At 46.4% G+C, this 22,325-nt stretch carries 22 protein-coding genes; 19 read left to right on the forward strand and 3 right to left on the reverse strand.

What is annotated here, in order from left to right; all coding sequences use genetic code 11:
• Window positions 1–22: 22 nt before the first annotated feature.
• The 12 genes from E5329_RS04870 to E5329_RS04920 all read left to right on the forward strand — a co-directional run bounded on the left by E5329_RS04870 (window position 23) and on the right by E5329_RS04920 (window position 12,080).
• Entirely contained in the window at window positions 23–1,654 is a 1,632-nt protein-coding gene (locus E5329_RS04870) for a PP2C family protein-serine/threonine phosphatase (protein WP_135988466.1), read from the forward strand.
• A complete protein-coding gene (locus tag E5329_RS04875) occupies window positions 1,635–2,048 on the forward strand; it encodes an ATP-binding protein (RefSeq protein ID WP_135988467.1) in 414 nt (137 codons plus the stop codon). The genes E5329_RS04870 and E5329_RS04875 overlap by 20 nt, the downstream gene beginning before the upstream one ends.
• A gap of 393 nt (window positions 2,049–2,441) precedes the next feature.
• Window positions 2,442–3,761, forward strand: a complete 1,320-nt coding sequence (rsxC, locus tag E5329_RS04880) for an electron transport complex subunit RsxC (protein ID WP_135988468.1) — start codon at window positions 2,442–2,444, stop codon at window positions 3,759–3,761.
• Between the two features lie 87 nt (window positions 3,762–3,848).
• A complete protein-coding gene (locus tag E5329_RS04885; protein WP_135988469.1) occupies window positions 3,849–4,781 on the forward strand; it encodes an RnfABCDGE type electron transport complex subunit D in 933 nt (310 codons plus the stop codon).
• 1 nt (window position 4,782) lies between these two features.
• Window positions 4,783–5,394, forward strand: a complete 612-nt coding sequence (locus E5329_RS04890; RefSeq protein ID WP_135988470.1) for an RnfABCDGE type electron transport complex subunit G — start codon at window positions 4,783–4,785, stop codon at window positions 5,392–5,394.
• Window positions 5,395–5,396: 2 nt separating this feature from the next.
• On the forward strand, window positions 5,397–6,074 hold the full coding sequence (gene rsxE / locus E5329_RS04895; protein ID WP_135988471.1) for an electron transport complex subunit RsxE: 678 nt from the start codon (window positions 5,397–5,399) through the stop codon (window positions 6,072–6,074).
• Window positions 6,075–6,086: 12 nt separating this feature from the next.
• The gene (gene rsxA, locus E5329_RS04900) at window positions 6,087–6,662 is read left to right on the forward strand and encodes an electron transport complex subunit RsxA (protein ID WP_135988472.1); all 576 of its coding nucleotides are present in this window, start codon (window positions 6,087–6,089) and stop codon (window positions 6,660–6,662) included.
• A 46-nt stretch (window positions 6,663–6,708) separates the two neighbouring features.
• Window positions 6,709–7,509 (forward strand): RnfABCDGE type electron transport complex subunit B, encoded by an 801-nt coding sequence (locus E5329_RS04905; protein ID WP_135988473.1) that lies wholly within the window; start codon window positions 6,709–6,711, stop codon window positions 7,507–7,509.
• Between the two features lie 208 nt (window positions 7,510–7,717).
• Window positions 7,718–7,900, forward strand: a complete 183-nt coding sequence (locus E5329_RS30405; RefSeq protein WP_275443005.1) for a hypothetical protein — start codon at window positions 7,718–7,720, stop codon at window positions 7,898–7,900.
• The gene (gene melB / locus E5329_RS04910) at window positions 7,888–9,129 is read left to right on the forward strand and encodes a melibiose:sodium transporter MelB (protein WP_275443006.1); all 1,242 of its coding nucleotides are present in this window, start codon (window positions 7,888–7,890) and stop codon (window positions 9,127–9,129) included. Before E5329_RS30405 ends, melB begins: the two co-directional genes overlap by 13 nt.
• 16 nt (window positions 9,130–9,145) lie before the next feature.
• Window positions 9,146–11,383 carry an alpha-galactosidase gene (locus E5329_RS04915; RefSeq protein ID WP_135988474.1) on the forward strand — a complete coding sequence of 746 codons (2,238 nt, stop codon included), beginning with the start codon at window positions 9,146–9,148 and terminating at the stop codon, window positions 11,381–11,383.
• A 25-nt stretch (window positions 11,384–11,408) separates the two neighbouring features.
• Complete coding sequence (locus E5329_RS04920) at window positions 11,409–12,080, forward strand: YczE/YyaS/YitT family protein (protein ID WP_135988475.1); 672 nt, start codon at window positions 11,409–11,411, stop codon at window positions 12,078–12,080.
• Here E5329_RS04920 and E5329_RS04925 read toward each other — a convergent pair.
• On the reverse strand, window positions 12,077–12,985 hold the full coding sequence (locus E5329_RS04925) for an AraC family transcriptional regulator (RefSeq protein WP_135988476.1): 909 nt from the start codon (window positions 12,983–12,985) through the stop codon (window positions 12,077–12,079). The two genes, E5329_RS04920 and E5329_RS04925, sit on opposite strands and share 4 nt — an antisense overlap.
• 241 nt (window positions 12,986–13,226) lie before the next feature.
• On the opposite strand from E5329_RS04925, the gene E5329_RS04930 reads away from it, so the two are divergent.
• From E5329_RS04930 to E5329_RS04960, 7 genes are all read left to right on the forward strand, one after another.
• Complete coding sequence (locus E5329_RS04930) at window positions 13,227–13,667, forward strand: GNAT family N-acetyltransferase (RefSeq protein WP_135988477.1); 441 nt, start codon at window positions 13,227–13,229, stop codon at window positions 13,665–13,667.
• A gap of 206 nt (window positions 13,668–13,873) precedes the next feature.
• Window positions 13,874–16,942 carry an FAD-dependent oxidoreductase gene (locus E5329_RS04935; protein ID WP_408634641.1) on the forward strand — a complete coding sequence of 1,023 codons (3,069 nt, stop codon included), beginning with the start codon at window positions 13,874–13,876 and terminating at the stop codon, window positions 16,940–16,942.
• A 68-nt stretch (window positions 16,943–17,010) separates the two neighbouring features.
• Window positions 17,011–17,355: a hydrogenase maturation nickel metallochaperone HypA gene (locus tag E5329_RS04940; protein WP_135988478.1), complete on the forward strand. Its 345-nt coding sequence runs from the start codon at window positions 17,011–17,013 to the stop codon at window positions 17,353–17,355.
• Between the two features lie 150 nt (window positions 17,356–17,505).
• The gene (locus tag E5329_RS04945; protein WP_135988479.1) at window positions 17,506–18,897 is read left to right on the forward strand and encodes an MATE family efflux transporter; all 1,392 of its coding nucleotides are present in this window, start codon (window positions 17,506–17,508) and stop codon (window positions 18,895–18,897) included.
• A 49-nt stretch (window positions 18,898–18,946) separates the two neighbouring features.
• The gene (proB, locus tag E5329_RS04950; protein WP_135988480.1) at window positions 18,947–19,795 is read left to right on the forward strand and encodes a glutamate 5-kinase; all 849 of its coding nucleotides are present in this window, start codon (window positions 18,947–18,949) and stop codon (window positions 19,793–19,795) included.
• Window positions 19,796–19,854: 59 nt separating this feature from the next.
• The gene (locus tag E5329_RS04955) at window positions 19,855–20,076 is read left to right on the forward strand and encodes a DUF896 domain-containing protein (RefSeq protein ID WP_135988481.1); all 222 of its coding nucleotides are present in this window, start codon (window positions 19,855–19,857) and stop codon (window positions 20,074–20,076) included.
• Window positions 20,054–20,608 (forward strand): 5-formyltetrahydrofolate cyclo-ligase, encoded by a 555-nt coding sequence (locus E5329_RS04960; protein ID WP_135988482.1) that lies wholly within the window; start codon window positions 20,054–20,056, stop codon window positions 20,606–20,608. Before E5329_RS04955 ends, E5329_RS04960 begins: the two co-directional genes overlap by 23 nt.
• 60 nt (window positions 20,609–20,668) lie before the next feature.
• Here the strand turns inward: E5329_RS04960 and E5329_RS04965 are convergent, their stop codons facing one another.
• Together E5329_RS04965 and E5329_RS04970 are read right to left on the reverse strand one after the other, a co-directional pair.
• Window positions 20,669–21,664 (reverse strand): RsiV family protein, encoded by a 996-nt coding sequence (locus tag E5329_RS04965; RefSeq protein ID WP_135988483.1) that lies wholly within the window; start codon window positions 21,662–21,664, stop codon window positions 20,669–20,671.
• Window positions 21,654–22,148, reverse strand: a complete 495-nt coding sequence (locus E5329_RS04970; RefSeq protein WP_135988484.1) for a sigma-70 family RNA polymerase sigma factor — start codon at window positions 22,146–22,148, stop codon at window positions 21,654–21,656. The genes E5329_RS04965 and E5329_RS04970 overlap by 11 nt, the downstream gene beginning before the upstream one ends.
• Window positions 22,149–22,325 lie beyond the last annotated feature (177 nt).

Genomic DNA, 22,325 nt, shown 5'->3' on the forward strand with positions numbered 1-22,325 from the left:
TGTCAGGGAAGGAAGAAGTGGAATGAAAAAAAGGATTACCGGACTTACGGGAAAGCTGACGCTGGGCATCATAATCTTTGGCATTTTGCTGGGGGCAATCATCAGCATAATTGGCTACCGGGAATTTACCTCTGTGTTGGAACAGCAGTACAATGATTCGGCTTACGAGATTGCGGAAACTGCTGCAAGGTACTTAAATCCCGATAAATTTGAAGAATATTTGTCCACAGGGAAAGTGGATGGGGAGTATCGTGAGATTGAAAAACGGCTGGACGATTTGGTGGATGCCACGGGCACGACGCTGGTCTATGTGGCGAAGGTTGATACTTCAGATTACCGCACGCTTACTTATATTTATGACTCGGTGAATTCCGCCAGCGGTTTTGACCGTTATCCTCTGGGCTATACAGCAATTGGCGTGGCTGAGGAGTATGTGAATAATGTACGCAATATCATTACCAAAGGGGAGCGTGCCACAGAGTATCTTTATTCTTATTCGGAGGAATCCGGGGCACATACCACGGCAGGCATTGCCATATATGACTCAAAGGGAGAAATTGTGGCAATTCTCGGTGTGGAAAAGGCGATGAAGAGACTGGAAAATGCCCGCAATACTTATGTAAAAGATGTGTTGCTTGGGGTTTTGGCTGCTGTCTGCCTGTTTCTGCTTGTGTACAGCATGTTCCTGTACCGGGAGATCCTGCTGCCGATTCTTGCTGTCACAGACGAGGCCAAGCGTTTTGCGGATTCCAATACGCCTTCGGATAAGCTGTCAGCCATTAAGAAAAATGATGAAATCGGCGTGCTGGCAAAGGCTGTGGAGAAGATGGAAAGAGATATTGTGGAGTATGTAGAAAACCTTACCATGGTCACGGCAGAAAAGGAGCGGATTGGCGCGGAGCTTTCCATTGCCACCCAGATACAGGCGGATATGCTGCCCGGCATTTTCCCGGCGTTTCCCGAGAAAACGGAATTTGATATTTATGCCACCATGAATCCGGCAAAAGAGGTAGGCGGTGATTTCTATGATTTTTTCATGGTGGATGAAAGTCATTTGGCGATTGTCATGGCGGATGTTTCAGGAAAAGGCGTGCCAGCGGCGCTGTTCATGGTGATTGGCAAGACCTTGATTAAGGATCATACCCAGCCCGGCAAAGATTTGGGGGAGGTGTTTACCAAGGTCAATGACCTCTTATGCGAGTCTAATAGTGAAGGGCTGTTTATTACCGCCTTTGAGGGCGTACTGGATCTTGTGAGCGGTGAGTTTACATTTGTCAATGCAGGCCATGAAATTCCTTTTATCTGCAAAAAGGATGGCAGCTATGAGCCCTATAAAATCCGTGCAGGATTTGTGCTTGCCGGTATGGAGGGGATACGTTACAAATGCGGCACGATGCAGCTATCTCCCGGTGACCGGCTGTTCCAGTATACGGATGGGGTGACAGAGGCAACGGATAAGGACGGCAGGCTCTATGGCATGGCGCGGCTGGGAGATATCCTTGCACGGAATGCAGCTTTGCCGCCGATGGAACTGCTGGGGAAAATTAAAGAAGATATTGATGCTTTTGTGGGCGATGCGCCGCAGTTTGACGATATCACCATGTTATGTCTGGAATACAGGGAAAGGATGCATAATGAAGGAATTGACAATTGATGCAACAATAGAAAATATAGGAAAAGTGACGGCATTTGTGGATGAGCAGTTAGAGCAGCTGAATTGTCCGCTGAAAGCGCAGATGCAGATTGACATTGCCATTGACGAGCTCTTTGGCAATATTGCCCACTATGCCTACAATCCCGAGACAGGTCCGGCTACAGTCCGCGTGGATGTCCTGCAGGAGCCTCTTTCTGTTGTGGTGACGTTTATTGACAATGGCATAGCCTATGATCCCCTTGCCAGGGAAGACCCCAATGTGGCGCTTACAGCACAGGAGCGGGAAATCGGCGGTCTTGGCATCTATATAGTGAAGAAGAGCATGGATGAGATTTCGTATGAATATAAGGATGGGCAGAATATTTTGCGCATTAAGAAAGAGCTGCTTGATTAAATCAATCCGGAAAGAAATCAAAGAGGAATTTGCCGATGATTGATATCTTTCAGTTTATGCCATTAGAAAATAATATATCAAAAAGAATTGCGGGAGCTGCTTAGAGAAATGCAGCTCTCTTTTTAGCTTAAATGGGCGTTCCTGGGCTTTGCCATGCCCAATGGTTTATTGTGCTGAAAAAAGTACAAATTTATCGAAAAAAGATGTGCTACAGTTAATAAAATGTGCTATAATCAAAATTATTGACTTATGATTTATCATAAGGCATAAAATATATTCAGTTAAGATGGACAGCAGCCTGCACAAATATGCAGGAAGCTGTGCTTAGAAATTGTACAGAAGTATTCTGTACCGTTTCTTAAAAATATTTTTAAAGAAAGTGGGGCACGAAAAATGGGTTTCATGACATTTAAGGGCGGCGTCCATCCGCACGATGGAAAAGAATTTTCCAAAGATAAGCCAATACGTGAGTTACTGCCCAAAGGTGAACTGGTATTTCCTGTATCGCAGCATATCGGGGCGCCGGCAAGCCCGGTGGTAGCAGTTGGCGATACCGTACTGCGGGGACAGAAGATTGCAGAAGCCGGCGGATTCGTATCTGCACCGATTTATTCTTCCGTATCTGGTACGGTGAAGGCAATTCAGCCGCGCAGAGGCGCAGTAGGCGATATGGTGAATTCCATCATTATTGAAAATGACGGAGAGATGAAGGAAGTGGAATATGTTCCGGCCGAAGATGCGGCTGTTCTTTCCAAAGAAGAGATTATAGGAAAAGTGAAAGAAGCAGGTGTAGTGGGAATGGGCGGAGCCGGGTTCCCAACTCATGTAAAATTATCTCCCAAGGAGCCGGATAAAATTGAGTACATCATTGCAAATTGCGCAGAATGTGAGCCTTATCTGACGGCGGATTACCGGCGCATGCTGGAGAATCCAAAAGAATTGATAGAGGGGATGCGCATTGTCCTTCAGTTGTTTGACCACGCCAAGGGATTATTCGGCATTGAGGACAACAAACCGGACTGCATTGCTAAAATGCAGGAGCTGACAAAGGATGAACCTCGCATGGAAGTATGTCCGTTAAAGACAAAATATCCCCAGGGCGGTGAGCGCCAGCTGATTTACGCCACCACTCACAGAGAAATCAATTCCACCATGCTTCCCGCAGATGCAGGCTGCATTGTAGACAATGTTGAAACCTTGATTTCTATTTATAAGGCTGTAAAGCTGGGCAAGCCTGTGATGAACCGTATTTTTACGGTAACGGGAGATGCGGTGGCAGAGCCGGGGAACTTTGATATCTGCCTGGGTATGAGTTACGGGGAAGTGTTAGAAGCGGCAGGCGGATTTAAGGTGCAGCCTGAGAAAATTATTTCCGGTGGGCCTATGATGGGATTTTCCATGTTCGGGTTGGATATTCCCACTACAAAGACGTCCTCTTCCCTGCTCTGTCTTGCCAAAGATGATGTGGCGGCAAGCGAGACAACCGCATGTATCAACTGCGGCCGCTGCGTATCTGCATGTCCGGAACAGATTATTCCCACCAGGCTGGCGAAAATGGCAGGCCATGGGGATATGGCAGGATTTGAAAAGTGGAACGGCATGGAATGTATTGAATGCGGAAGCTGCAGCTATATCTGCCCGGCCAAAATACCGCTGGCACAGTCCATCCGCACCATGAAGAAGCAGATTCTTGCAGAGCGGAGAAAGAAATAAATTGATTACCTGTTCACGCGCTGGCACGAAGTGCATAAAAATGTGCGTGATACCATATAAATTCAGGATAGAAAGAGGTGTCTTATTGTGAGTGATATGTATAATGTATCATCGTCATCCCACATTCGTTCCCAGGATACATCTGCCAAAATAATGCTTTATGTGGCAATTGCATTGCTGCCGGCCAGCTTGTTTGGCATCTGGAACTTCGGATTACAGGCGTTGATATTGATTTTAGTGTGCGTTGCAACCTGTGTGGCTTCGGAATGGATATTTGAGAAGCTGATACATAAAAAAAGTACTATTAATGATTTCAGCGCTGTAGTAACAGGATTACTGCTGGCGTTAAACCTGCCTCACACACTGCCTATCTGGCAGGCGGTTTTGGGCAGTGTTTTTGCCATTGTCATTGTAAAAATGCTGTTTGGCGGCCTGGGACAGAACTTTATGAATCCGGCTTTGGGCGGCAGATGTTTTTTGCTTGTGTCTTTTGCAGGAACGATGACCAGCTTTACCTATGACGGAGTGACAGGAGCTACCCCGCTGGCTCTTTTAAAGAACGGCGAGAGTGTGGATACCATGAAAATGCTGTTGGGAACCACGGCGGGGACCATTGGTGAGACCAGTGTGATTGCCATTTTAATCGGAGCGATTTTCCTGATTCTGATGGGAGTCATTGATTTGACCATTCCTGCAAGTTACATTCTGTCCTTTGGCGTGTTTGTGCTTCTGTTCGGCGGCCATGGATTTGATGTGACTTACCTGACAGCACATCTTTGCGGCGGCGGACTGATGCTGGGAGCGTTTTTCATGGCGACAGATTATGTGACCTCCCCCATTACCCCAATGGGAAAAGTAGTATTCGGGATTGTTTTAGGAATCCTGACGGGATTGTTCCGTCTGTTCGGAGCCAATGCAGAAGGCGTTTCCTTTGCGATTATTTTAGGCAACCTTCTGGTTCCGATTATTGAGAAATTTACCATTCCAAGAGCGTTTGGCCAGAAAAAGGAGGTAAAATAGCATGAATAAAAAGATTGTACATGATGCGTTGATTTTAACCGCCTTTACCTTAGTGCTGGGATTTCTGCTGGGCGTGGTATATGATATCACCAAAGAACCCATTGCAGCGGCAGAAAAAGCCGCATTGGACGAAGCGTATAAAGTCGTGTTTGCAGATGCGGCTTCTTTTGAAGCAGATGAGAATTTTGATGCGGCAAAGGCAGCGGAGATTATTGGAGCAAGTGAGTTTTCCAAGGATGAAATTACGGCAGTCAACAAGGCTTTGGACGGCTCCGGCAATGTGCTTGGGTATGTCATCAATGTGACTTCACATGAGGGAAGCCAGGCGGATATTTCTTTTTCCGTAGGTGTACAGAATGACGGGACGTTAAACGGTTATTCCATTACGTCTATCAGCGAGACGCCGGGCCTTGGAGTTCTGGTACAGGAAGAGCCCTTCTATTCCCAGTTTGAAGGCAAGACCGAAGAGACTTATTCCGTAGTAAAGACAGCTCCGGCAGCTGAAAATGAGATTCAGGCAGTCACCGGCGCTACCATTTCTTCCAGAGCAGTCACCAACGGCGTAAATGCATGCCTGGTGTATTTCAGAAACGCTTTGCAGGGAGGTAACTAAGTATGAATAAATATGTAGAACGTTTATATAACGGTATTATTAAGGAAAATCCTACCTTTGTGCTGATGCTGGGAATGTGTCCCACCCTGGCGGTGACGTCTTCCGCAATCAACGGAATCGGCATGGGTCTTTCCACCACGGTGGTTCTGGTTATGTCCAACCTGCTGATTTCCATGTTCCGTAAAGTGATTCCAAACGGCGTCCGTATGCCGGCTTATATTGTGGTGGTGGCTTCTCTTGTTACAATTGTGCAGTTCGTGATGCAGGCGTATACGCCATCCCTTTCCGCATCTTTAGGCGTGTATATCCCATTGATTGTGGTAAACTGTATCATCCTGGGAAGGGCGGAAAGCTATGCTTCCAAAAATCCAATTGCGCCGTCTATCTTTGACGGGCTTGGAATGGGCCTTGGATTTACCATTGGCCTGACCTGCATTGGATTGATCCGTCAGATTTTAGGGGCAAGCCTTGGAATTACCGTGTTTATTATGGCGCCGGGCGCGTTCCTGGTATTGGCCTTTCTGGTTGCCGGCATGAATGTCATCCGGGAAAAGATGGAGAAGAAGGGCAAGCCGCTGGCAGCTCCTTCCGGATGTCTGACCGGAGACTGCGCAAGCTGTTCCCAGTCAGCTATGTGTACCGGTAAATTACCAGGGTCACAGAAAAAGTCCGAAGAATAGGAGGCAGAATAGATGAAAGAATTATTAATTATAGCAATCGGCTCTGCCATTGTAAATAACGTAGTATTAAGCCAGTTTTTGGGCATCTGCCCGTTTCTGGGAGTGTCTAAGAAAACAGAAACAGCAGCCGGAATGGGCGGCGCGGTTATTTTCGTTATTACCCTGGCTTCCTTTGTTACCGGTCTGATTTATAAGTTTATTTTGACGCCTTGCCATGTGGAATATTTACAGACGATTGTATTTATCCTTGTCATTGCGTCACTGGTGCAGTTTGTGGAAATGTTTTTAAAGAAAAATATGCCCCCGCTGTATGAATCCCTGGGTGTATTCCTTCCTCTGATTACTACAAACTGTGCAGTATTAGGCGTTGCCCTGAATAATGTAAGCAAAGGCTATGATTTGCTGCAGGGCGTGGTTAACGGCCTTGCAACCTCTATTGGATTCTTTATTGCTATTGTAATTATGGCAGGTATCCGTGAGAAAATTGAGTATAACGATATTCCCAAACGGTTTCAGGGAACAGCCATTGTGTTGATTACAGCCAGCCTGATGTCAATTGCTTTTATGGGATTCTCAGGAATGATCTGATTTCACAGTTTGGCGCGAGAGGCCAGCAATATTAGGAGGGAAAAAAATGAATGTAACAGCAATTATCATTGCCGCCCTGGTAGTGGGCGGAACTGGTATTTTCCTTGGCTTTTTCCTTGGGATCTTTGGGGAAAAATTCAAAGTAGAAGTAGATGAAAGAGAAGAGGCAATCCTGGGGGTTCTTCCGGGAAATAACTGCGGCGGCTGCGGTTATGCAGGGTGTTCCGGCCTTGCAGCTGCCATTGCCAAAGGGGAAGCTCCGGTAGGCCAGTGTCCGGTAGGCGGCGATCCGGTGGCAGCTCAGATTGGTGAGATTATGGGCGTTTCTGCAGAAGGTGGCGTGAAAATGGCTGCCTTTGTAAAATGTGCCGGCGACTGCGAGAAAGCAAAGCAGGACTATGAATACACCGGTGTGGAAGATTGTGCAGCAATGGCCTTTATTCCCGGCGGCGGGCCGAAATCCTGCAGCTACGGCTGTCTTGGCTATGGAAGCTGCGTAAAGGCGTGTCCCTTTGATGCAGTGCATATTGTCAACGGCATTGCACTGGTGGATAAAGACGCCTGCAAGGCTTGTGGAAAATGTGTGGCAGCCTGCCCTAAGAACCTGATTGAACTGGTGCCTTATGATGCAAAGAATAAGGTGCAGTGCAGCTCCAAGGATAAGGGCAAGGACGTGATGGCAGCCTGTTCCGTAGGATGCATCGGATGTAAACTCTGTGAGAAGAATTGTCCGGAAGGCGCAGTTACCGTAACAGATAATATTGCCCATATTGATTATGAGAAATGTACGGGCTGCGGAACCTGCGCTGAGAAGTGCCCGAAGAAGATTATCAGCAAGGCGGGATGACAGAACGCTGGCATTTTGCAATTTGATATTTTGAGAAACCGTTTTTTCTCTGCAGAATATGCGGGGAAAAAACGGTTTTTTTGATTTCTATCTAACAAATGGATAGTTTTTTGTGACGAAGCTAGCTGGAATAATGTAGGAAAAAAGGTAAAATAGGTATTGTAAAAGGAACACGGCCGATTCAAATGCACAGAAAAGGAGAATAACTATGAGCAATAAAAATACCAGTATGCCTGTGTATAAACAGGTGACAAACAGGGAGAAATATTGTTTTGGCATTGGAGCAATCGGGAAAGATAGTGTGGTAAATATGGTGGCGGCATTTTTAATGCTTTATTTTACGGATACACTGTTTCTGGCGCCGCTTTTGTGGGAGGATTGTTTTTTGTAGCGCGGGTATGGGATGCAGTCAACGACCCGGTAATGGGGATGATTGTGGATAATACTCGGACCAAATACGGCAAGTTCCGTATCTGGCTGTCCGTGGGAACGCTGCTGAACTCAGCCGTGTTTGTCCTGCTGTTTAAAAGCTTCGGACTGCAGGGAACTTCCCTGTATGCCTATGTGTCTGTAGTGTATATCCTGTATGGCATGACTTATACCATTATGGACGTGCCTTACTGGTCCTGGCTGCCGAATCTGACGAATGATCCGAGGCAGCGGGAAAAAGTATCAGTGATACCGCGGTTTTTTGCTTCCCTGGCAGGGTTTTGCATTGCGACTTTTGGGCTGTATATCATCCAGGGTTTCAATGAAAGGGCCGGAAAGGAGAAAATGGATGAATATGGATTTACCATGTTTGCGTCTGTAATTGTTGTGATTTTTATTGTGACAATTGCAATTACAGTATTGAATGTGGGAGAGGAAGCCACCACCGGAGGAAGCGGGCAGAAAATCGGGCTGAAGCAGGCGGTGCAGGTTATTACGAAAAACAAAGAACTGCTGGCGTTTATCGGGCTGCTTTTGACCTTCAACCTCTGTACTCAGATAGTATGGGGATTTGCAGTGTATTATTTCAAAGTGGTTTGCGGAAATGAATATCTGTATTCTGTATTCGGCGGTACGAAGCTGGCGGAGATGCTGGGACTTGTGTGCTTTCCGCTGATTGCAGAGAAAATATCAAGGGAAAAAACCTATACGCTGGCCTGCGCACTGCCTATTGTTGGTCTGGCTCTTCTGGGGATCTGTGGTATCGTGATGCCCACTAATGCAGTGCTCGTGGTAATTTGCTGCTGCCTGTTCATGTTTGGTTCAGGTCTGTCTCTTGGCGTAACCACCTGTTGTATTGCGGATGTGATCGATTACGGGGAAGTGAAATTCGGCACTAGGAATGAATCAATTATCTGTTCCACCCAGACATTTTTGATGAAATCAGCACAGGCGGCGGCAGGTCTCTTTACAGGAATCGGCCTTCAGATTGTAGGGTATAACGCAAAGCTGGAAACTCAGAGCCCCTTTACCGTGAACGGCTTGCGGGCGCTGATGGTGGCGCTTCCGATTTTCATGGCAGTATGCAGTTATCTGATTTATACGAAATGTTATACACTGAAAGGGGAGAAAATGGATCAGGTGACAGAACAGATGAATCAGCTTCGCATGGCTCAGGGAAATATGAAATAAGGAAAGGAGATGTAAAATGGGAATTATCTATAATGAAAAAACGCAGGAGTTCCATTTGTACAATGATGAAATCAGTTATTTAATGAAAGTAATGCGAAATGGACAGATGGGGCAGTTATATTTTGGAAAACGGGTGCCTCAGAAAGAAAACTATAATTATCTGACAGAAAATTGTTATCGTCCGGTTTCTGCTTATGTATATGAGGGAGAGTATTCTTTCTCTCTGGAACATCTGAAACAGGAGTATCCGTCTTATGGGACAACGGATTTCAGGATGCCTGCAGTGGAAATTTTTCAAGGAAATGGAAGCAGGGTTACAGATTTTAAATATGTCTCTCATAAGATTTCTCAAGGGAAACCGGCGCTTTATGGGCTTCCGGCAACTTATACGGAATCTGCAGAGGAAGCGGATACTTTGGAAATCCTGTTGCGGGATGAGGTGCTGCAGGTGGAATTGACGCTTCTATATACCATTTTCCGGAAAGAAAATGCAATTGCGCGAAGTGTGCATTTTGAAAATAAAGGCAGAGGGGATTATCAGCTTACCACAGCTATGAGCCTTTCGCTGGATTTGCCGGATGATGAATATGAATGGGTGCAGTTTTCCGGCGCATGGTCCAGGGAGCGCTATATGAAAACCCGCAGGCTTCAGCAGGGTATCCAGTCTATAGGAAGCAGACGCGGGGCATCCAGCCATGTACATAATCCCTTTGTAATTTTGAAACGGCCTGCTGCAGATGAATTTCAGGGAGAGGCTATTGGTTTTTCTTTGGTGTACAGCGGAAATTTTCTGGCACAGGCAGAGGTGGATACTTATAAGGTTACAAGAATGATGATGGGAATCCATCCTGCTGGATTTTCCTGGTGTTTAAAACCGGGAGAGGAATTTCAGACTCCGGAGGCGGTTATGGTATATTCGGACGGCGGCATGAATCAGATGAGTCAGACCTTTCACCGCTTGTACCGCACGCGCCTTGCCCGGGGATATTGGAGGGACAGAGAGCGGCCAGTTCTTTTGAATAACTGGGAAGCAACTTATTTTGATTTCACAGAGGAGAAATTGCTGGAAATTGCAAAAACAGCAAAGGAAGCCGGGGTGGAATTATTTGTTCTGGATGACGGCTGGTTCTCCAGCAGATGCGGAGAGACCAGCGGACTTGGGGACTGGTGGCCCAATAAGGACCGGCTGCCTGGCGGAATCCGGGGTCTTTCCGAAAAGGTGGAAGCGCTGGGATTAAAATTTGGACTCTGGTTTGAACTGGAGATGGTGAATAAGGACAGTGAATTATACCGGAGTCATCCGGATTGGATTCTCCGTACGCCGGGCCGCCCCAGCTCTCATGGAAGGAAACAGTATGTACTGGATTTCTCCAGAAAAGAAGTGGTGGATTATATTTACGGAATGGTTGCAGCGATTCTTCGGGAATCAAAAATATCCTACATTAAGTGGGATATGAACCGCAATATTACAGAATGCTTTTCCGGAGCGTGGGAAGCCTGCCGGCAGGGAGAAATTTTCCGCCGCTATATCCTTGGAGTTTATGATTTGTATGAGAGACTTACCAGTGAATTTCCGGAGATTCTTTTTGAATCCTGTGCGAGCGGCGGCGGACGGTTTGATCCCGGTATGCTGTATTATGCGCCGCAGGCCTGGGTCAGCGATGATACGGATGCGGTAGAACGGCTGAAAATCCAATATGGGACGTCTTATGCTTACCCCATCAGTTCCATGGGAGCCCATGTGTCCATTACGCCCAACCATCAGCTGTTTCGAAATACACCCCTGAAAATGCGCGGTGATGTGGCGTATTTCGGGGCGTTTGGATACGAACTGGATTTGGCGCAGCTTACAGAGAAAGAGAAGGAGGAGGTAAAGGAACAGATCCGGTTTGTGAAAAAATACCGGAAATTAATCCATACTGGAACGTTTTATCGGCTGGCAAGCCCCTTTGAGGGAAATATTTCCGCATGGATGGCAGTATCAGAGGACAAGAAACATGCTATTGTAGCATATTTTAAAGTGCTCAATGACGTAAACTGCGAATTCCGCAGGCTTAAGCTGAAAGGACTGGATCAGGAACTTTTGTACCATGTAACGGAAGAAGGAGCCCTGAGCGGAAGATTTTTCGGTGCGGAGCTTATAAATATCGGTCTTGTAACCTCAGATGCATCAGCCGGAGAACCGGCGGCTGGCGAGAAGCACTGTACGGATTTCTGGTCCAGGATTTTTCTGTTGGATGCAGAAGAATCCTGAAAAAGAAGGATAGGAGGGGGATGAGATGCCGCAGAAATGGAAGCGGATCGGGATGGCGTTATTTGGCGTCATTGTTACCGGCTTTTGTGTAGGCGCTTTTCAGAAAGCGGATTTGGGCGCTGACCCTTTTACCTGTTTTGTGACAGGGGTTGCCGGTTTATTCCATTCCAAATACAGCGTGTTTTATCTGGTAATTACAGGGATGCTTCTGATAGCTGTGTTTGTTGTAGAGCGTCACTATATTGGAATTGCAACGGTATTTAACTTGTTTGGAGTTGGAGTAGCAGCGGATTTTATGGGCCGTATTTTGGATGCCTGGTTTCTGGAGCCGTCTATGGCAGTTCGGGCGGGAATTATGGCATTTGGAATTCTGGGAACTTGTTTTGCGGCGTCTTTGTACTTTACAGCAGATCTGGGGGTGTCTGCATATGATGCAGTATCTTTGATTGCAGCCAATAAGTATAAAATCATGGCATTTAAGCTTTGCCGAATTGCAACGGATTTTGTCTGTGTCATTACAGGGTTTGCCTGCCATGTGACAATCGGCGTTGGTACGGTGATTACGGCTTTGTTCATGGGGCCTGTGATCCAGTGGTTTAACACGCATTTGTCAGAGCCGTTTTTATATGGCAGAGGCAAAAAAAGCAGGATGCGGAAATATAATCTGGCGGGGGAAGGGTATAGTTTCAGCGTTTAGACCTGGATCTTATAAAAATTTTTATTGAGGGAGTCCACTGTTTCCGGCAGAGGGTCTCCCTCATGTTCCTGTATGAAATGGATTTTGGACAAGACAGCCTTCCGGTAAGCGGCGGGTGAAATGCCGTAGGTCTGGCTGAAAATTTTAATCAGGGATTCCGGTCTCTGGTAGCCGCAGGAATATGCAATGGCAGAAACAGAAAGTTTGGATGATTCTAACATATGTTTTGCCTTTGTCAGCCGGAACCGCTGGATATATTTCAGGGGAGAGAGCCCGGTAAACTGCCGGAAAAGCGTGTTGAGATAACTGCGGTTCAAGCCGACGTATCCTGCAATATCCTGTACCTGCAAAGGATCGGAAATATGGTTTTGAATATAGGCAATCGCCTGGTTGACATAAGTATTCCCTTCTGTCTGGGGCAGGATATCCCGATTGGAGGATGCAATCACGCTTAGAAATAAGAACAGTATTCCAAGGGTGTAAAAGGTGTCTTCGGCGTGACTGTGGTTGTGCTGTATCATATCCATGATGTATTGTTTCAATTTTTCAGATTCTGTGCTGCTGAAAATCGGCTGTTCCTGGGACAGGCCCAGGGCGGAGATGACAGAGGCTGCCGAACTTCCGGAAAAACCTACCCAGATATAAGTCCAGGGCTGTTGGCTGTCTGACATGTATACGGTCTGGTAATCCGGTTCAATCAGAAATCCCTGTCCGGCAGAAAGTTTATAGTTGGTATTGTTGACAAAAAATTCCCCCTTTCCCTCCAGAATAAAGTGAATCAGGTAATAAGAACGCACTGCCGGTCCGCATTTATGAAGCGGGGCAGTGACAGAATGGCCGAAAGCGTTGATGCACAGGGGCTGGCATTCATAAATTGGCTTGTCGATTGAAATAGATTGTTCCATGAAGCGCCTCCTAATTGGATGTTTGATGTTTCGTCTGCTGCTGATTTGTTGACGGATGCCGAAAAAGTACTTGTATTATACCAGAAAAATGTACGGGCTGCAAAGTTTTGTTCATGCGAATTGTAAAAGAAAATGTTCTGTGATAATATTGAAAGCACTGGTTGACGTTCTTATAGGACAATTGAAACAAGTTGACAAGCTGTGGTTAGAATTCGATGTAAAAAGTAAGGAAAAATAAATCATGAAAATACCGGAATTCTTAGAAACTAACGAAATCAAACTAATCCTGGAGCGAACCTTCCAGGAAGACAAAGAAAAGGGATATGTTCCCGCCTGTTGTTTTGCCATCTGCGACAAAAAGGAGCAGAAAATAGGCGCCTGCGATCTGCGGATGGGCCACAATGAGAATACATACTACGGTGGAAATATTGGCTATGAAATAGAAGAGTCTTATCGGGGGCGCCACTATGCCCAAAAAGCATGCAAGGCGCTGCTGCAGTTAGCCAAAGCCTGCAAGATGGAATATGTTCTAATCACCTGCAATCCTGACAATATAGCCTCTCGGAAAACCAGCGAATATGCCGGAGGGGTTCTGGAAGGAATCGTGGAACTGCCAGAGGGCCATGAACTGCGCAGTGGAGGGCGGACCCAAAGCTGTATCTACCGGATTGATCTGGAATAGCAAATTATCCGGCATATATTGTTATTCAGCATACGCTTCATTTACCGCCATTTTCAGCCCCGCTCTTGGACAAAACCACAGGATTGATCAAAAAACAGGGGGATTTTTCCGTTGAGTATTGCATCATTTTTCGGTATAATGAACATATATGATTTGGTGATTCACGGATTAAAATTAAAGGAGAAGGAGAGAATATTATGCCGGAAATGAGTAAAGCAGTTATCCCTCCTCATATGGGGGACAAGGAGCCAAGTGAGAAAATCATAAAGCTTGGGAAAAAGATCACAGATGTGGCAAAGCACAAAATCAAAGGCGTTACCGTGGCCGATCCAGAGTATTGGGGACTGGCTGAAATTGTAACGGAAGAGATGGCGGACATTGCGCTGACTATGAAAGTGCGCCATCATTACAGAATCGAAGAACTTTGGGAAATGAACCAGGTGCAGGAGGATGAGAAGGAGCATTTTCAGGAAGTGCTGGATGAGATGAGTTATATCGGCCTGCTGGAATATGACTATGGCAATAACTACGACCATTACGGTTCCATTCCGGGACCGAAACACCGCAGATACTGTCTGCCCATGTTTGTGCCTGGCTCAGCAGAGCTGTTCAATATGGAAGAGGGACCGGAGGGGAATAAGCGCCTGCGGGAGCATCCTGCACTGGCAAGTTTTTTTGAGCGGATGACTTTCATTCCGCTGGATGGGATTACCCATATGGTTCCGCCGGGAGGGGCAGGCATTGGTATGCATGTAATTCCGGTGGAAAAAGCTATTTCCATGGAAAACGGAACCATTGATTTGGAGCATATTTCCTATTGGCTGAAAAAATATGAAGGACATATCGGCGTAGGCCAGTGTTCCTGCCGGGCCAGCCGCCAGGTGCTGGGAGAAGGCTGCGGCGATGATGAGATGAACTGGTGTATAGCGGTTGGGGATTTTGCGGATTATTGCCGGGAAACCGGAAAAGGCCATGACATCACTTACGAAGAAGCCATGGAAATTTTTCGAAAGGCAGAGGACAATGGATTTGTCCATCAGATTACCAATATTGACGGGGAAAATAAGATTTTCGGCATCTGCAACTGCAATGTGAATATCTGCAATGGACTGAGAACCTCTCAGTTATTTAATACCCCCAATATGAGCCGCAGCGCATTTACGGCCAAAGTGGAAAAAGAGAAATGCGTAGCCTGCGGAAAATGCGTGGAATACTGTCCGGCAGGCGCAGTGAAGTTGGGACAGAAGCTGTGCAAAAAAGACGGCACAGAGGTCAAATATCCCAAGCATGAACTGCCGGATAAGCTGGTGTGGGGCAAGGACAAATATGATGAAGATTACAGGGACAACAACCGGATTAACTGTTACGAAACAGGAACCGCCCCCTGTAAGGCGGCCTGTCCGGCTCATATTGCAGTGCAGGGCTATATCCGCAAAGCCAAGGAGGGCAAATACCGGGAAGCTCTGGCGTTGATTAAGCAGGACAATCCATTCCCTGCTGTCTGCGGACGCGTCTGCAACCGCCGCTGTGAGATTGCCTGTACCCGGGGAACTATTGATGAGGCGGTGGCTATTGACGATATTAAGAAATTCATTGCAGAGCAGGATTTACATAAGGAAACCAGATATGTTCCTCCGATTGTGATTGCATCCAACCGCCTGACCCAGTGGGAGCAGAAGATTGCTATTATCGGCGCAGGCCCGGCAGGCCTGTCCTGTGCATATTATTTGGCTGTAAAGGGATATAAGCCTACGGTATTTGAGAAACATTCCCGTCCGGGCGGAATGATGACCTATGGAATTCCGTCCTACAAGCTGGAAAAAGATGTCATCGAAGCGGAAATTGATGTGCTTCGTGATTTGGGCGTTGAGATTAAGTGCGGCGTGGAAGTGGGAAAGGATGTAACAATCCAAAAGCTTCGGGAAGAAGGATATCAGGCGTTCTATCTTGCCATCGGATGTCAGGGAGGCAAAATCCCGCCAATCCCCGGAAACGATGGGAAGGGCGTTCAAATAGCAGTGGATTTCCTGCATCATGCCGCTGAAAATCAGGAACAGAAGATAGAGGGAAAGGTTGTGGTAGTAGGCGGCGGCAATGTAGCCGTGGACTGTGCCAGAACAGCTTCCCGTTTTGGCGCCAAAGAGACAGCAATGTTTTGCTTGGAGTCCAGAGACGCCATGCCAGCTTCCACAGAAGAGATTCAGGAGACGCTGGAAGAGGATATTGCCATCCACAACGGCTGGGGTCCGAAAGAAATTATCAAAGATGGAGATGGAAACGTAACCTCTGTGGTTTTCCAGAAGTGTATTTCTGTATTTGATGAGGAAGGAAAGTTCAATCCCCGGTATGAGGAAGAAGAGTTAATGACTGTGGAATGCAGCCAGCTGATTTTTGCAGTGGGGCAGTCCGTGGAATGGGGCAATTTGTTAGAGGGAACGAAAGTGGAATTCTGTCATGGCAATTATCCGGCAGCGGATGCTTTGACCTATCAGACGGCAGAGCCGGATATTTTCGTAGGCGGAGATGTCTATACCGGGCCGCAATTTGTCATTGACGCTATTGAAGCAGGCAAAAACGCCGCTGTGTCCCTGCACCGTTATGTACATCCGGGAACCAGTATGACCATTGGCCGCAACCGGCGGGATTTCCATGAATTGGATAAAGAGAATATTAAAGTGGATGGATATGACACCATCGGCCGTCAGGAAGCAGGCATGGATGAATCAGCGGATCACAAACATTCTTTCCGGGACGCCCATAAAACATTGACGGAGGAACAGGTGCATTTAGAGGCAGGAAGGTGCTTAAGCTGCGGAGCTTCCGTAGTGGATGAAAATAAGTGTATTGGCTGCGGCGTCTGCACTACCAAGTGTGAATTTGACGCCATCCATCTGCACCGTGACCATCCGGAATGCTCTAAGATGGTGCGCTCTGAAGACAAATTTAAAGAAATCGGCGCATATATGGCAGGGAGAGCAGCCAAAACTGCTTTTTCCAAAGCGCCGGTTGTCACAAAGAAAGTGGCCCAAACGGTCAAAAAATCAGGGAAAGCAGCGGGAAAAGCAGCGGAAGCTATAAGAAAAGCGGCAGGTTCCAGCAGAAAGACAGCGGGGAAAATGGCAGGTTCCAGCAGAAGGGCAGCAGGGAAAATGGCAGGTTCCAGCAGAAAGGCAGCGGGGAAAATGGCAGGTTCCGGCAAAAAAGCAGCAGGGAAAGCGTCAGCGTCCAGGGGCAAGGAATCTGGAAACGAGAAAACGTCCGCTGATTTGAAATAGAGAGACAGCCGGTTTTGAAAAACTTATGTTGATTTAATATAGGAAACAGCAGCGCAGGAGGATTCGACATGCATGAATTAGGAATTGTCTTTCATATTGTTAAAACAGTAGAACAGGTGGCAAAAGAAAACCAGGCGTCCAGGGTGGGGAAAGTGGTGCTTCAGATTGGGGAGGTTTCCACCATTATTCCTTCTTATTTGGAGGACTGCTGGAACTGGAAATGTTCTAAAAGTTCATTGATGGATGGATGTAAACTGGAAATTGAGACAATTCCAGCCGTCACCTTCTGCGAGAGCTGCAAAGAAACCTATGGTACGGTGGCGTATGGAAAGACCTGTCCTTATTGCGGCAGCGGACATACCTATCTGCTGCAGGGCAATGAGCATGAAATCAAGGAAATTGAAGTAAGCTGAAATCAGGGCGTAAGTCTGTATCATATGTTTATGTATGATATGGCTTATGTCCTGTTTTTTGCAGATTTCATATTGTAACAGTCAGCTATTTGTGATAGACTTACATTCATGTTGGAATTAAAATACTTCAGAATCAGGAAGGATACAGATATGGAGAAAAGTGTTTGGAGAAAGTACATAGGAGATAAGGCTTTTTACAGAATGGTTCTTCTCATTGTGGTTCCTATCATTATTCAGAACGGCATAACGAATTTTGTCAACATGCTGGATAATATTATGGTGGGGCAGGTGGGCACGGAGCAAATGAGCGGCGTTGCCATTGTGAACCAGTTTATGGCGGTGTTTAATATCTGTATTTTCGGCGGCGTTTCCAGTGCGGGAATTTTCACCGCTCAATATTATGGGCAGAAAAGCCATGAGGGAGTTCGCAACACTTTCCGGTTCAAGTTTATCATCTGCATAATAATGACAGTGATTGCCATTGCGGTGCTTTTCACTGCCGGGGACGGCCTGATTATGCTGTATCTTCATGAAGGTTCTCAAGGCGGGGACATAGCCAGAACACTGGAATATGGAAGAGAATATCTGCGGGTGATTATTTTTGGGATTGTGCCCTACGCTGTTTCTCAGGCCTATGCCAGCACCCTGCGTGAGACAGGGGAAACGGTGCTGCCTATGAAGGCCGGAATTATTGCCGTAATGGTAAATCTGCTGGGGAATTTCCTTTTGATTTTCGGAAAGTTCGGTTTTCCGGCCCTGGGAGCAGTGGGAGCGGCGGTTGCAACGGATATTGCCCGGATAGTGGAATGCCTGATCCTTGTTTTCTGGACGTATCGGCACAGAAAAGAGCATCCATTTATCCAAGGGGCTTTTCGTAGTCTGACAATTCCCAGGGACTTGACGGTGAATATTGTGAAAAAGGGAATTCCCATTATGCTCAATGAGATTGCCTGGTCTACCGGGCAGGCGTTTTTACTGCAGTGTTATTCTGTACGGGGACTGTCTGTAGTGGCGGCTCTTAATATTTCCAGTACCGTATCCAATCTGTTTAATGTGGTATTTCTGTCCATGGGAAGCGCTATTGCAATTATTGTGGGCCAATTATTGGGAGCCGGGAAAATGGAGGAAGCCAGGGATACAGACCGGAAACTTTTGGTTTTTACAGTTTCCACCTGCCTGGTGTTCGGAAGCCTGCTGGCAGCAATTTCACCCTTCTTCCCTATGATATATAATACCTCCGGAGAGGTTCAGGCTCTTGCCGCCAGGTTTATCCTAATTGCCGCTGGATGTATGCCCTTGTATGCTTTTATGCATGGCTGTTATTTCACTCTGCGTTCCGGCGGGAAAACATGGATTACCGTGCTGTTTGACAGTGTATATGTGTGGCTGGCGGATATTCCCCTTGCCTATGTGCTGGCTCACTTTACCGGCCTGAATATTGTGCTGGTGTATCTGTGCTGTCAGTTAATTGAAACTTTGAAGTGCATTCTGGGTTATGTTCTGGTAAAAAAGGGAATTTGGCTGCAGAATATCGTGGACTGATTTGGGTAAGGTTTTACTACGAGGAAGAGCTAGGAAGGAAGACAATAAATTGGAAGCGAGAGATTATTTAAAACAGAAGAAAAGGATAGTGGTGAAAATTGGATCAGCAGCTTTACACCATGAAGCCACAGGAAGGCTGAATCTTGGGAAGGTGGAGCGCCTGGTGAGGGAGCTTTGTGATATCCGCAATCAGGGTGTGGACGTATGTCTGGTAAGCTCCGGCGCCATTGCAGTGGGCCGTAAGGTCATTGGAATTGAAGAGCGTCCGGACAATATATCAACCAAGCAGGCGTGCGCAGCGGTGGGCCAGGCCAGGCTGATGATGACCTATCAGAAAATGTTTTCGGAATACCATCAGACTGCAGGGCAGATTCTTATGACAAAGGGAACCATGCAGGATAATGTTTCCCGGAAAAACGCCCAGAATACGTTTGAAGAATTATTCCGGCTTGGGATTATTCCTATTGTAAATGAAAATGATACCATATCCACATACGAAATGCAGTTTGGAGACAACGATACGTTGTCTGCTTTGGTAGCGTCCCTGGTAGGGGCGGATTTGCTGATTCTTTTGTCAGATATCGATGGTTTGTTTACAGACGATCCCCATAAAAATCCGGATGCAGAGCTGATTCGGGTGGTGGACCGGCTGGATGAGAAAATTAGTTCCATGGCAAAGGGAACCACAGGAAGCGATGTGGGAACCGGAGGAATGGAGACAAAGCTGACGGCGGCAAGGATTGCAACGCTTTCCGGCGCGGATATGATTATTGCCAATGGGAAAGATGTAAGTATTCTCCATGATATTTTTCAGGGGGAATTTGTAGGAACGCTCTTTTTAGAGCATCGGGATGAAGATTTTTATATTGCTGATTTTATTGAAAAAAGTCTGGAATAAAGAGAAAGCAAAAGAACTGTGTTTAGAATTAAAACGGCCGGAATGGAAAGGAGCTTAGAATGGATCAGAGTAAAATAGACAGAATCAATGTATTGGCAAGAAAATCCAAGGCGGAAGGATTGACAGAGGGAGAGAGAAAAGAACAGGAGCTTCTGCGGAAAGAATATATTGCAAATATCAGAAGAAATCTGCGGGCCCAGCTTGACAGCATTGACGTGGTAAATCCTGACGGGACGACAGAAAATCTGGGAGAAAAATATGGAAACAAGGAAGCAAATTAGAGAGCGGCTGAAGCAAAAAAGGGACAGTCTGTCCCAGGCGCAGGTCCAGCAGTGGTCAGCGGAAATCTGTAAGAACATAGAAGCGCATCCCTGGTTTGTACAGGCGGAAACGGTTTGTTTTTATTATCCATTGGGAAAGGAAGCGGATTTGCGGCCTCTGGCAGAAACCGCATGGAGTATGGGCAAAAAAACTGCATTCCCCAGAGTGGCAGGAAGGGAAATGCAGTTTTACCAGGCTGATTCTTTTACGGAATTTGCAGAGGGCAGTTTTCATGTAATGGAGCCTGTGGGAACAACGGTAATTTACCAGGAGGACGCCCTGGTGTTAACGCCGGGACTGGGGTTTGATTGGCAGGGCGCCCGGATTGGTTACGGCGGAGGATATTATGACAGATATTTTGCAGGGCGTCCTCACAAATATAAGCTGGGAGTGGCCTATGCCATGCAGTTGGTGGAAAGGCTGCATCCAAAGGAGCATGATGTCAGGATGGATGGGGTGGCTGCGGAAACAGGAATTATGATTGTTAGATAATTCCTGTTTCGTCTGTGTTCCGGCGCCCCATAGTTCACCTGCTGTGAAAGGATAAGGTTCTCACAGCAAATAGCCATCCTTTATGATATCTTTGACTGTTTCTGTGGGAATCTCAAAGGTGACAACACCCATGAAACCAGGAGCCACTTTGTATTCATCGAAAACAATGTTCAGTTTGCCGGACTCGCTGATAAAGAAGTTCACGGAATCTGACAGTTCCGTAAAATTCCATTCAGGCACATCACTGTCCAGCCAGTAGGTGATGGTTTCATCCTGTGCCATCTGGTTTTTCATTTGTTCTTTAATATTTTCTGTAATAGGCGTTTGGTAGTCTGCGCCCTCCTGGAATAAATCTTTTAGAGTAATCAGTTCCCCGGTCTGCTTGTCAATATGGTAGATTTTCTCCATTTGCACAGCTCCTGCCATAGTGACGGTCTGATGGAACCGGAGGGAAAACAGTTTATCGTTGTCGGTCACTGTTTCATAGTCCAAATCCACTGCCTGGATGCCCTCGCCTCCGGCAGCCTTCAGGTCGGCCTCGTATGCGGCGATAATTTCGTTGGTATAAGCTTCGATCTTGTCATTGAGCTTATTGGTGGAGTCCTCCAGCAGATTTCCTTCTCTGTCTTCTATTTGTAATTTTGGAATTTTAATATTTGCTTCCATATCGTTTTCACGATGCTCGTATTCCCGGAAAGTAATTACTTTTACAATAGCGCCCAGAACAGGAATCCGTTCCATGGCATATGCAATGGAAGCGTTGGAATTGACAAGGATGGTAAGAACCGTTATTGCGGCGGCGGCTCCGGCAGCTCCCCGGACAATCCAGAAAGAAAAGACAGAGGATTTTTTTGTGTCCTGTTTCAGCAGGGCGGGTTCTGCCGCATCAGATTTTGCAGCCTGGAACAATCTTTGACGTGAAGGTTTCGTGGTTTTGGCGCTTTCTGCCAAATCAGCCTTGGCTTTTTCTATAGAAAGCTTCGTCTGCTGTTTTAAGGCTTCGGGAATGGGGATGTTTTGGTAATCCTGTTTGAGTTGGTTTAATTTATGATTCATGGCTGAGTTCTCCTTCTGTTAATTTGATTCGCAGTTTTCCAAGACTGCGGTATAGGATGCTTTTGGTGGTGTTGAGGTTTTCTTCTAATACATCTGCGATTTCCTGAAGTTTCCGTTCTTCAAAATAACGGAGTACAATGACGGCCCGTTCCTTTTCATTCAGAATGTCCAAGGCGTCGATCGTGTCGAAATCCAGGTAAATGTCTTCCTTTCCCTGTTCCTTTGCTGCATCAAAAGAAACTTCTCTCTGGTTTTTGCGCAGAACTTCTAAAGAAGTGTTGATTACAATGCGCCAGAGCCAGGTTTTAATAAAGGCAGCGTTCTTGACAGAACTGGAATTTTTAATGGCTTTGTAGGAACTTTCCTGCACAATGTCCATAGCGTCGGATTCATTTTTTACATAAGTATATGCCAGACGGTACAGGGAATCGTAAGAGGACAGCAATTCTTGTTCCACCAATTGCTGCATCTTTTGTGAATTCATAGCGGCATCTCCTTTCTGGTTACTGCTTATTAGATGAAAGCCAGCAAGAAAAAGTTTCAAAAAGTAAAAGAAAAATGAATAGCCTTGTTTCGGCGGGATTTTGGAGAAATAAAATTTCGTTAATGACAAATCCACTGGAACTTGTTATACTGTTACCATATCTGAACAGAAACCGCA

This window comes from Petralouisia muris, from assembly GCF_004793545.1.
Taxonomy (GTDB): domain Bacteria; phylum Bacillota; class Clostridia; order Lachnospirales; family Lachnospiraceae; genus Petralouisia; species Petralouisia muris.

Coding starts and splice junctions, on each gene's coding strand:
- E5329_RS04870 (WP_135988466.1), top strand. CDS start 23: ATGAAAAAAAGGATTACCGGACTTACGGGAAAGCTGACGCTGGGCATC.
- E5329_RS04875 (WP_135988467.1), top strand. CDS start 1,635: ATGAAGGAATTGACAATTGATGCAACAATAGAAAATATAGGAAAAGTG.
- rsxC (WP_135988468.1), top strand. CDS start 2,442: ATGGGTTTCATGACATTTAAGGGCGGCGTCCATCCGCACGATGGAAAA.
- E5329_RS04890 (WP_135988470.1), top strand. CDS start 4,783: ATGAATAAAAAGATTGTACATGATGCGTTGATTTTAACCGCCTTTACC.
- rsxE (WP_135988471.1), top strand. CDS start 5,397: ATGAATAAATATGTAGAACGTTTATATAACGGTATTATTAAGGAAAAT.
- rsxA (WP_135988472.1), top strand. CDS start 6,087: ATGAAAGAATTATTAATTATAGCAATCGGCTCTGCCATTGTAAATAAC.
- E5329_RS04905 (WP_135988473.1), top strand. CDS start 6,709: ATGAATGTAACAGCAATTATCATTGCCGCCCTGGTAGTGGGCGGAACT.
- E5329_RS30405 (WP_275443005.1), top strand. CDS start 7,718: ATGAGCAATAAAAATACCAGTATGCCTGTGTATAAACAGGTGACAAAC.
- E5329_RS04915 (WP_135988474.1), top strand. CDS start 9,146: ATGGGAATTATCTATAATGAAAAAACGCAGGAGTTCCATTTGTACAAT.
- E5329_RS04920 (WP_135988475.1), top strand. CDS start 11,409: ATGCCGCAGAAATGGAAGCGGATCGGGATGGCGTTATTTGGCGTCATT.
- E5329_RS04925 (WP_135988476.1), bottom strand. CDS start 12,985: ATGGAACAATCTATTTCAATCGACAAGCCAATTTATGAATGCCAGCCC.
- E5329_RS04930 (WP_135988477.1), top strand. CDS start 13,227: ATGAAAATACCGGAATTCTTAGAAACTAACGAAATCAAACTAATCCTG.
- E5329_RS04935 (WP_408634641.1), top strand. CDS start 13,874: ATGAGTAAAGCAGTTATCCCTCCTCATATGGGGGACAAGGAGCCAAGT.
- E5329_RS04940 (WP_135988478.1), top strand. CDS start 17,011: ATGCATGAATTAGGAATTGTCTTTCATATTGTTAAAACAGTAGAACAG.
- E5329_RS04945 (WP_135988479.1), top strand. CDS start 17,506: ATGGAGAAAAGTGTTTGGAGAAAGTACATAGGAGATAAGGCTTTTTAC.
- E5329_RS04955 (WP_135988481.1), top strand. CDS start 19,855: ATGGATCAGAGTAAAATAGACAGAATCAATGTATTGGCAAGAAAATCC.
- E5329_RS04960 (WP_135988482.1), top strand. CDS start 20,054: ATGGAAACAAGGAAGCAAATTAGAGAGCGGCTGAAGCAAAAAAGGGAC.
- E5329_RS04965 (WP_135988483.1), bottom strand. CDS start 21,664: ATGAATCATAAATTAAACCAACTCAAACAGGATTACCAAAACATCCCC.
- E5329_RS04970 (WP_135988484.1), bottom strand. CDS start 22,148: ATGAATTCACAAAAGATGCAGCAATTGGTGGAACAAGAATTGCTGTCC.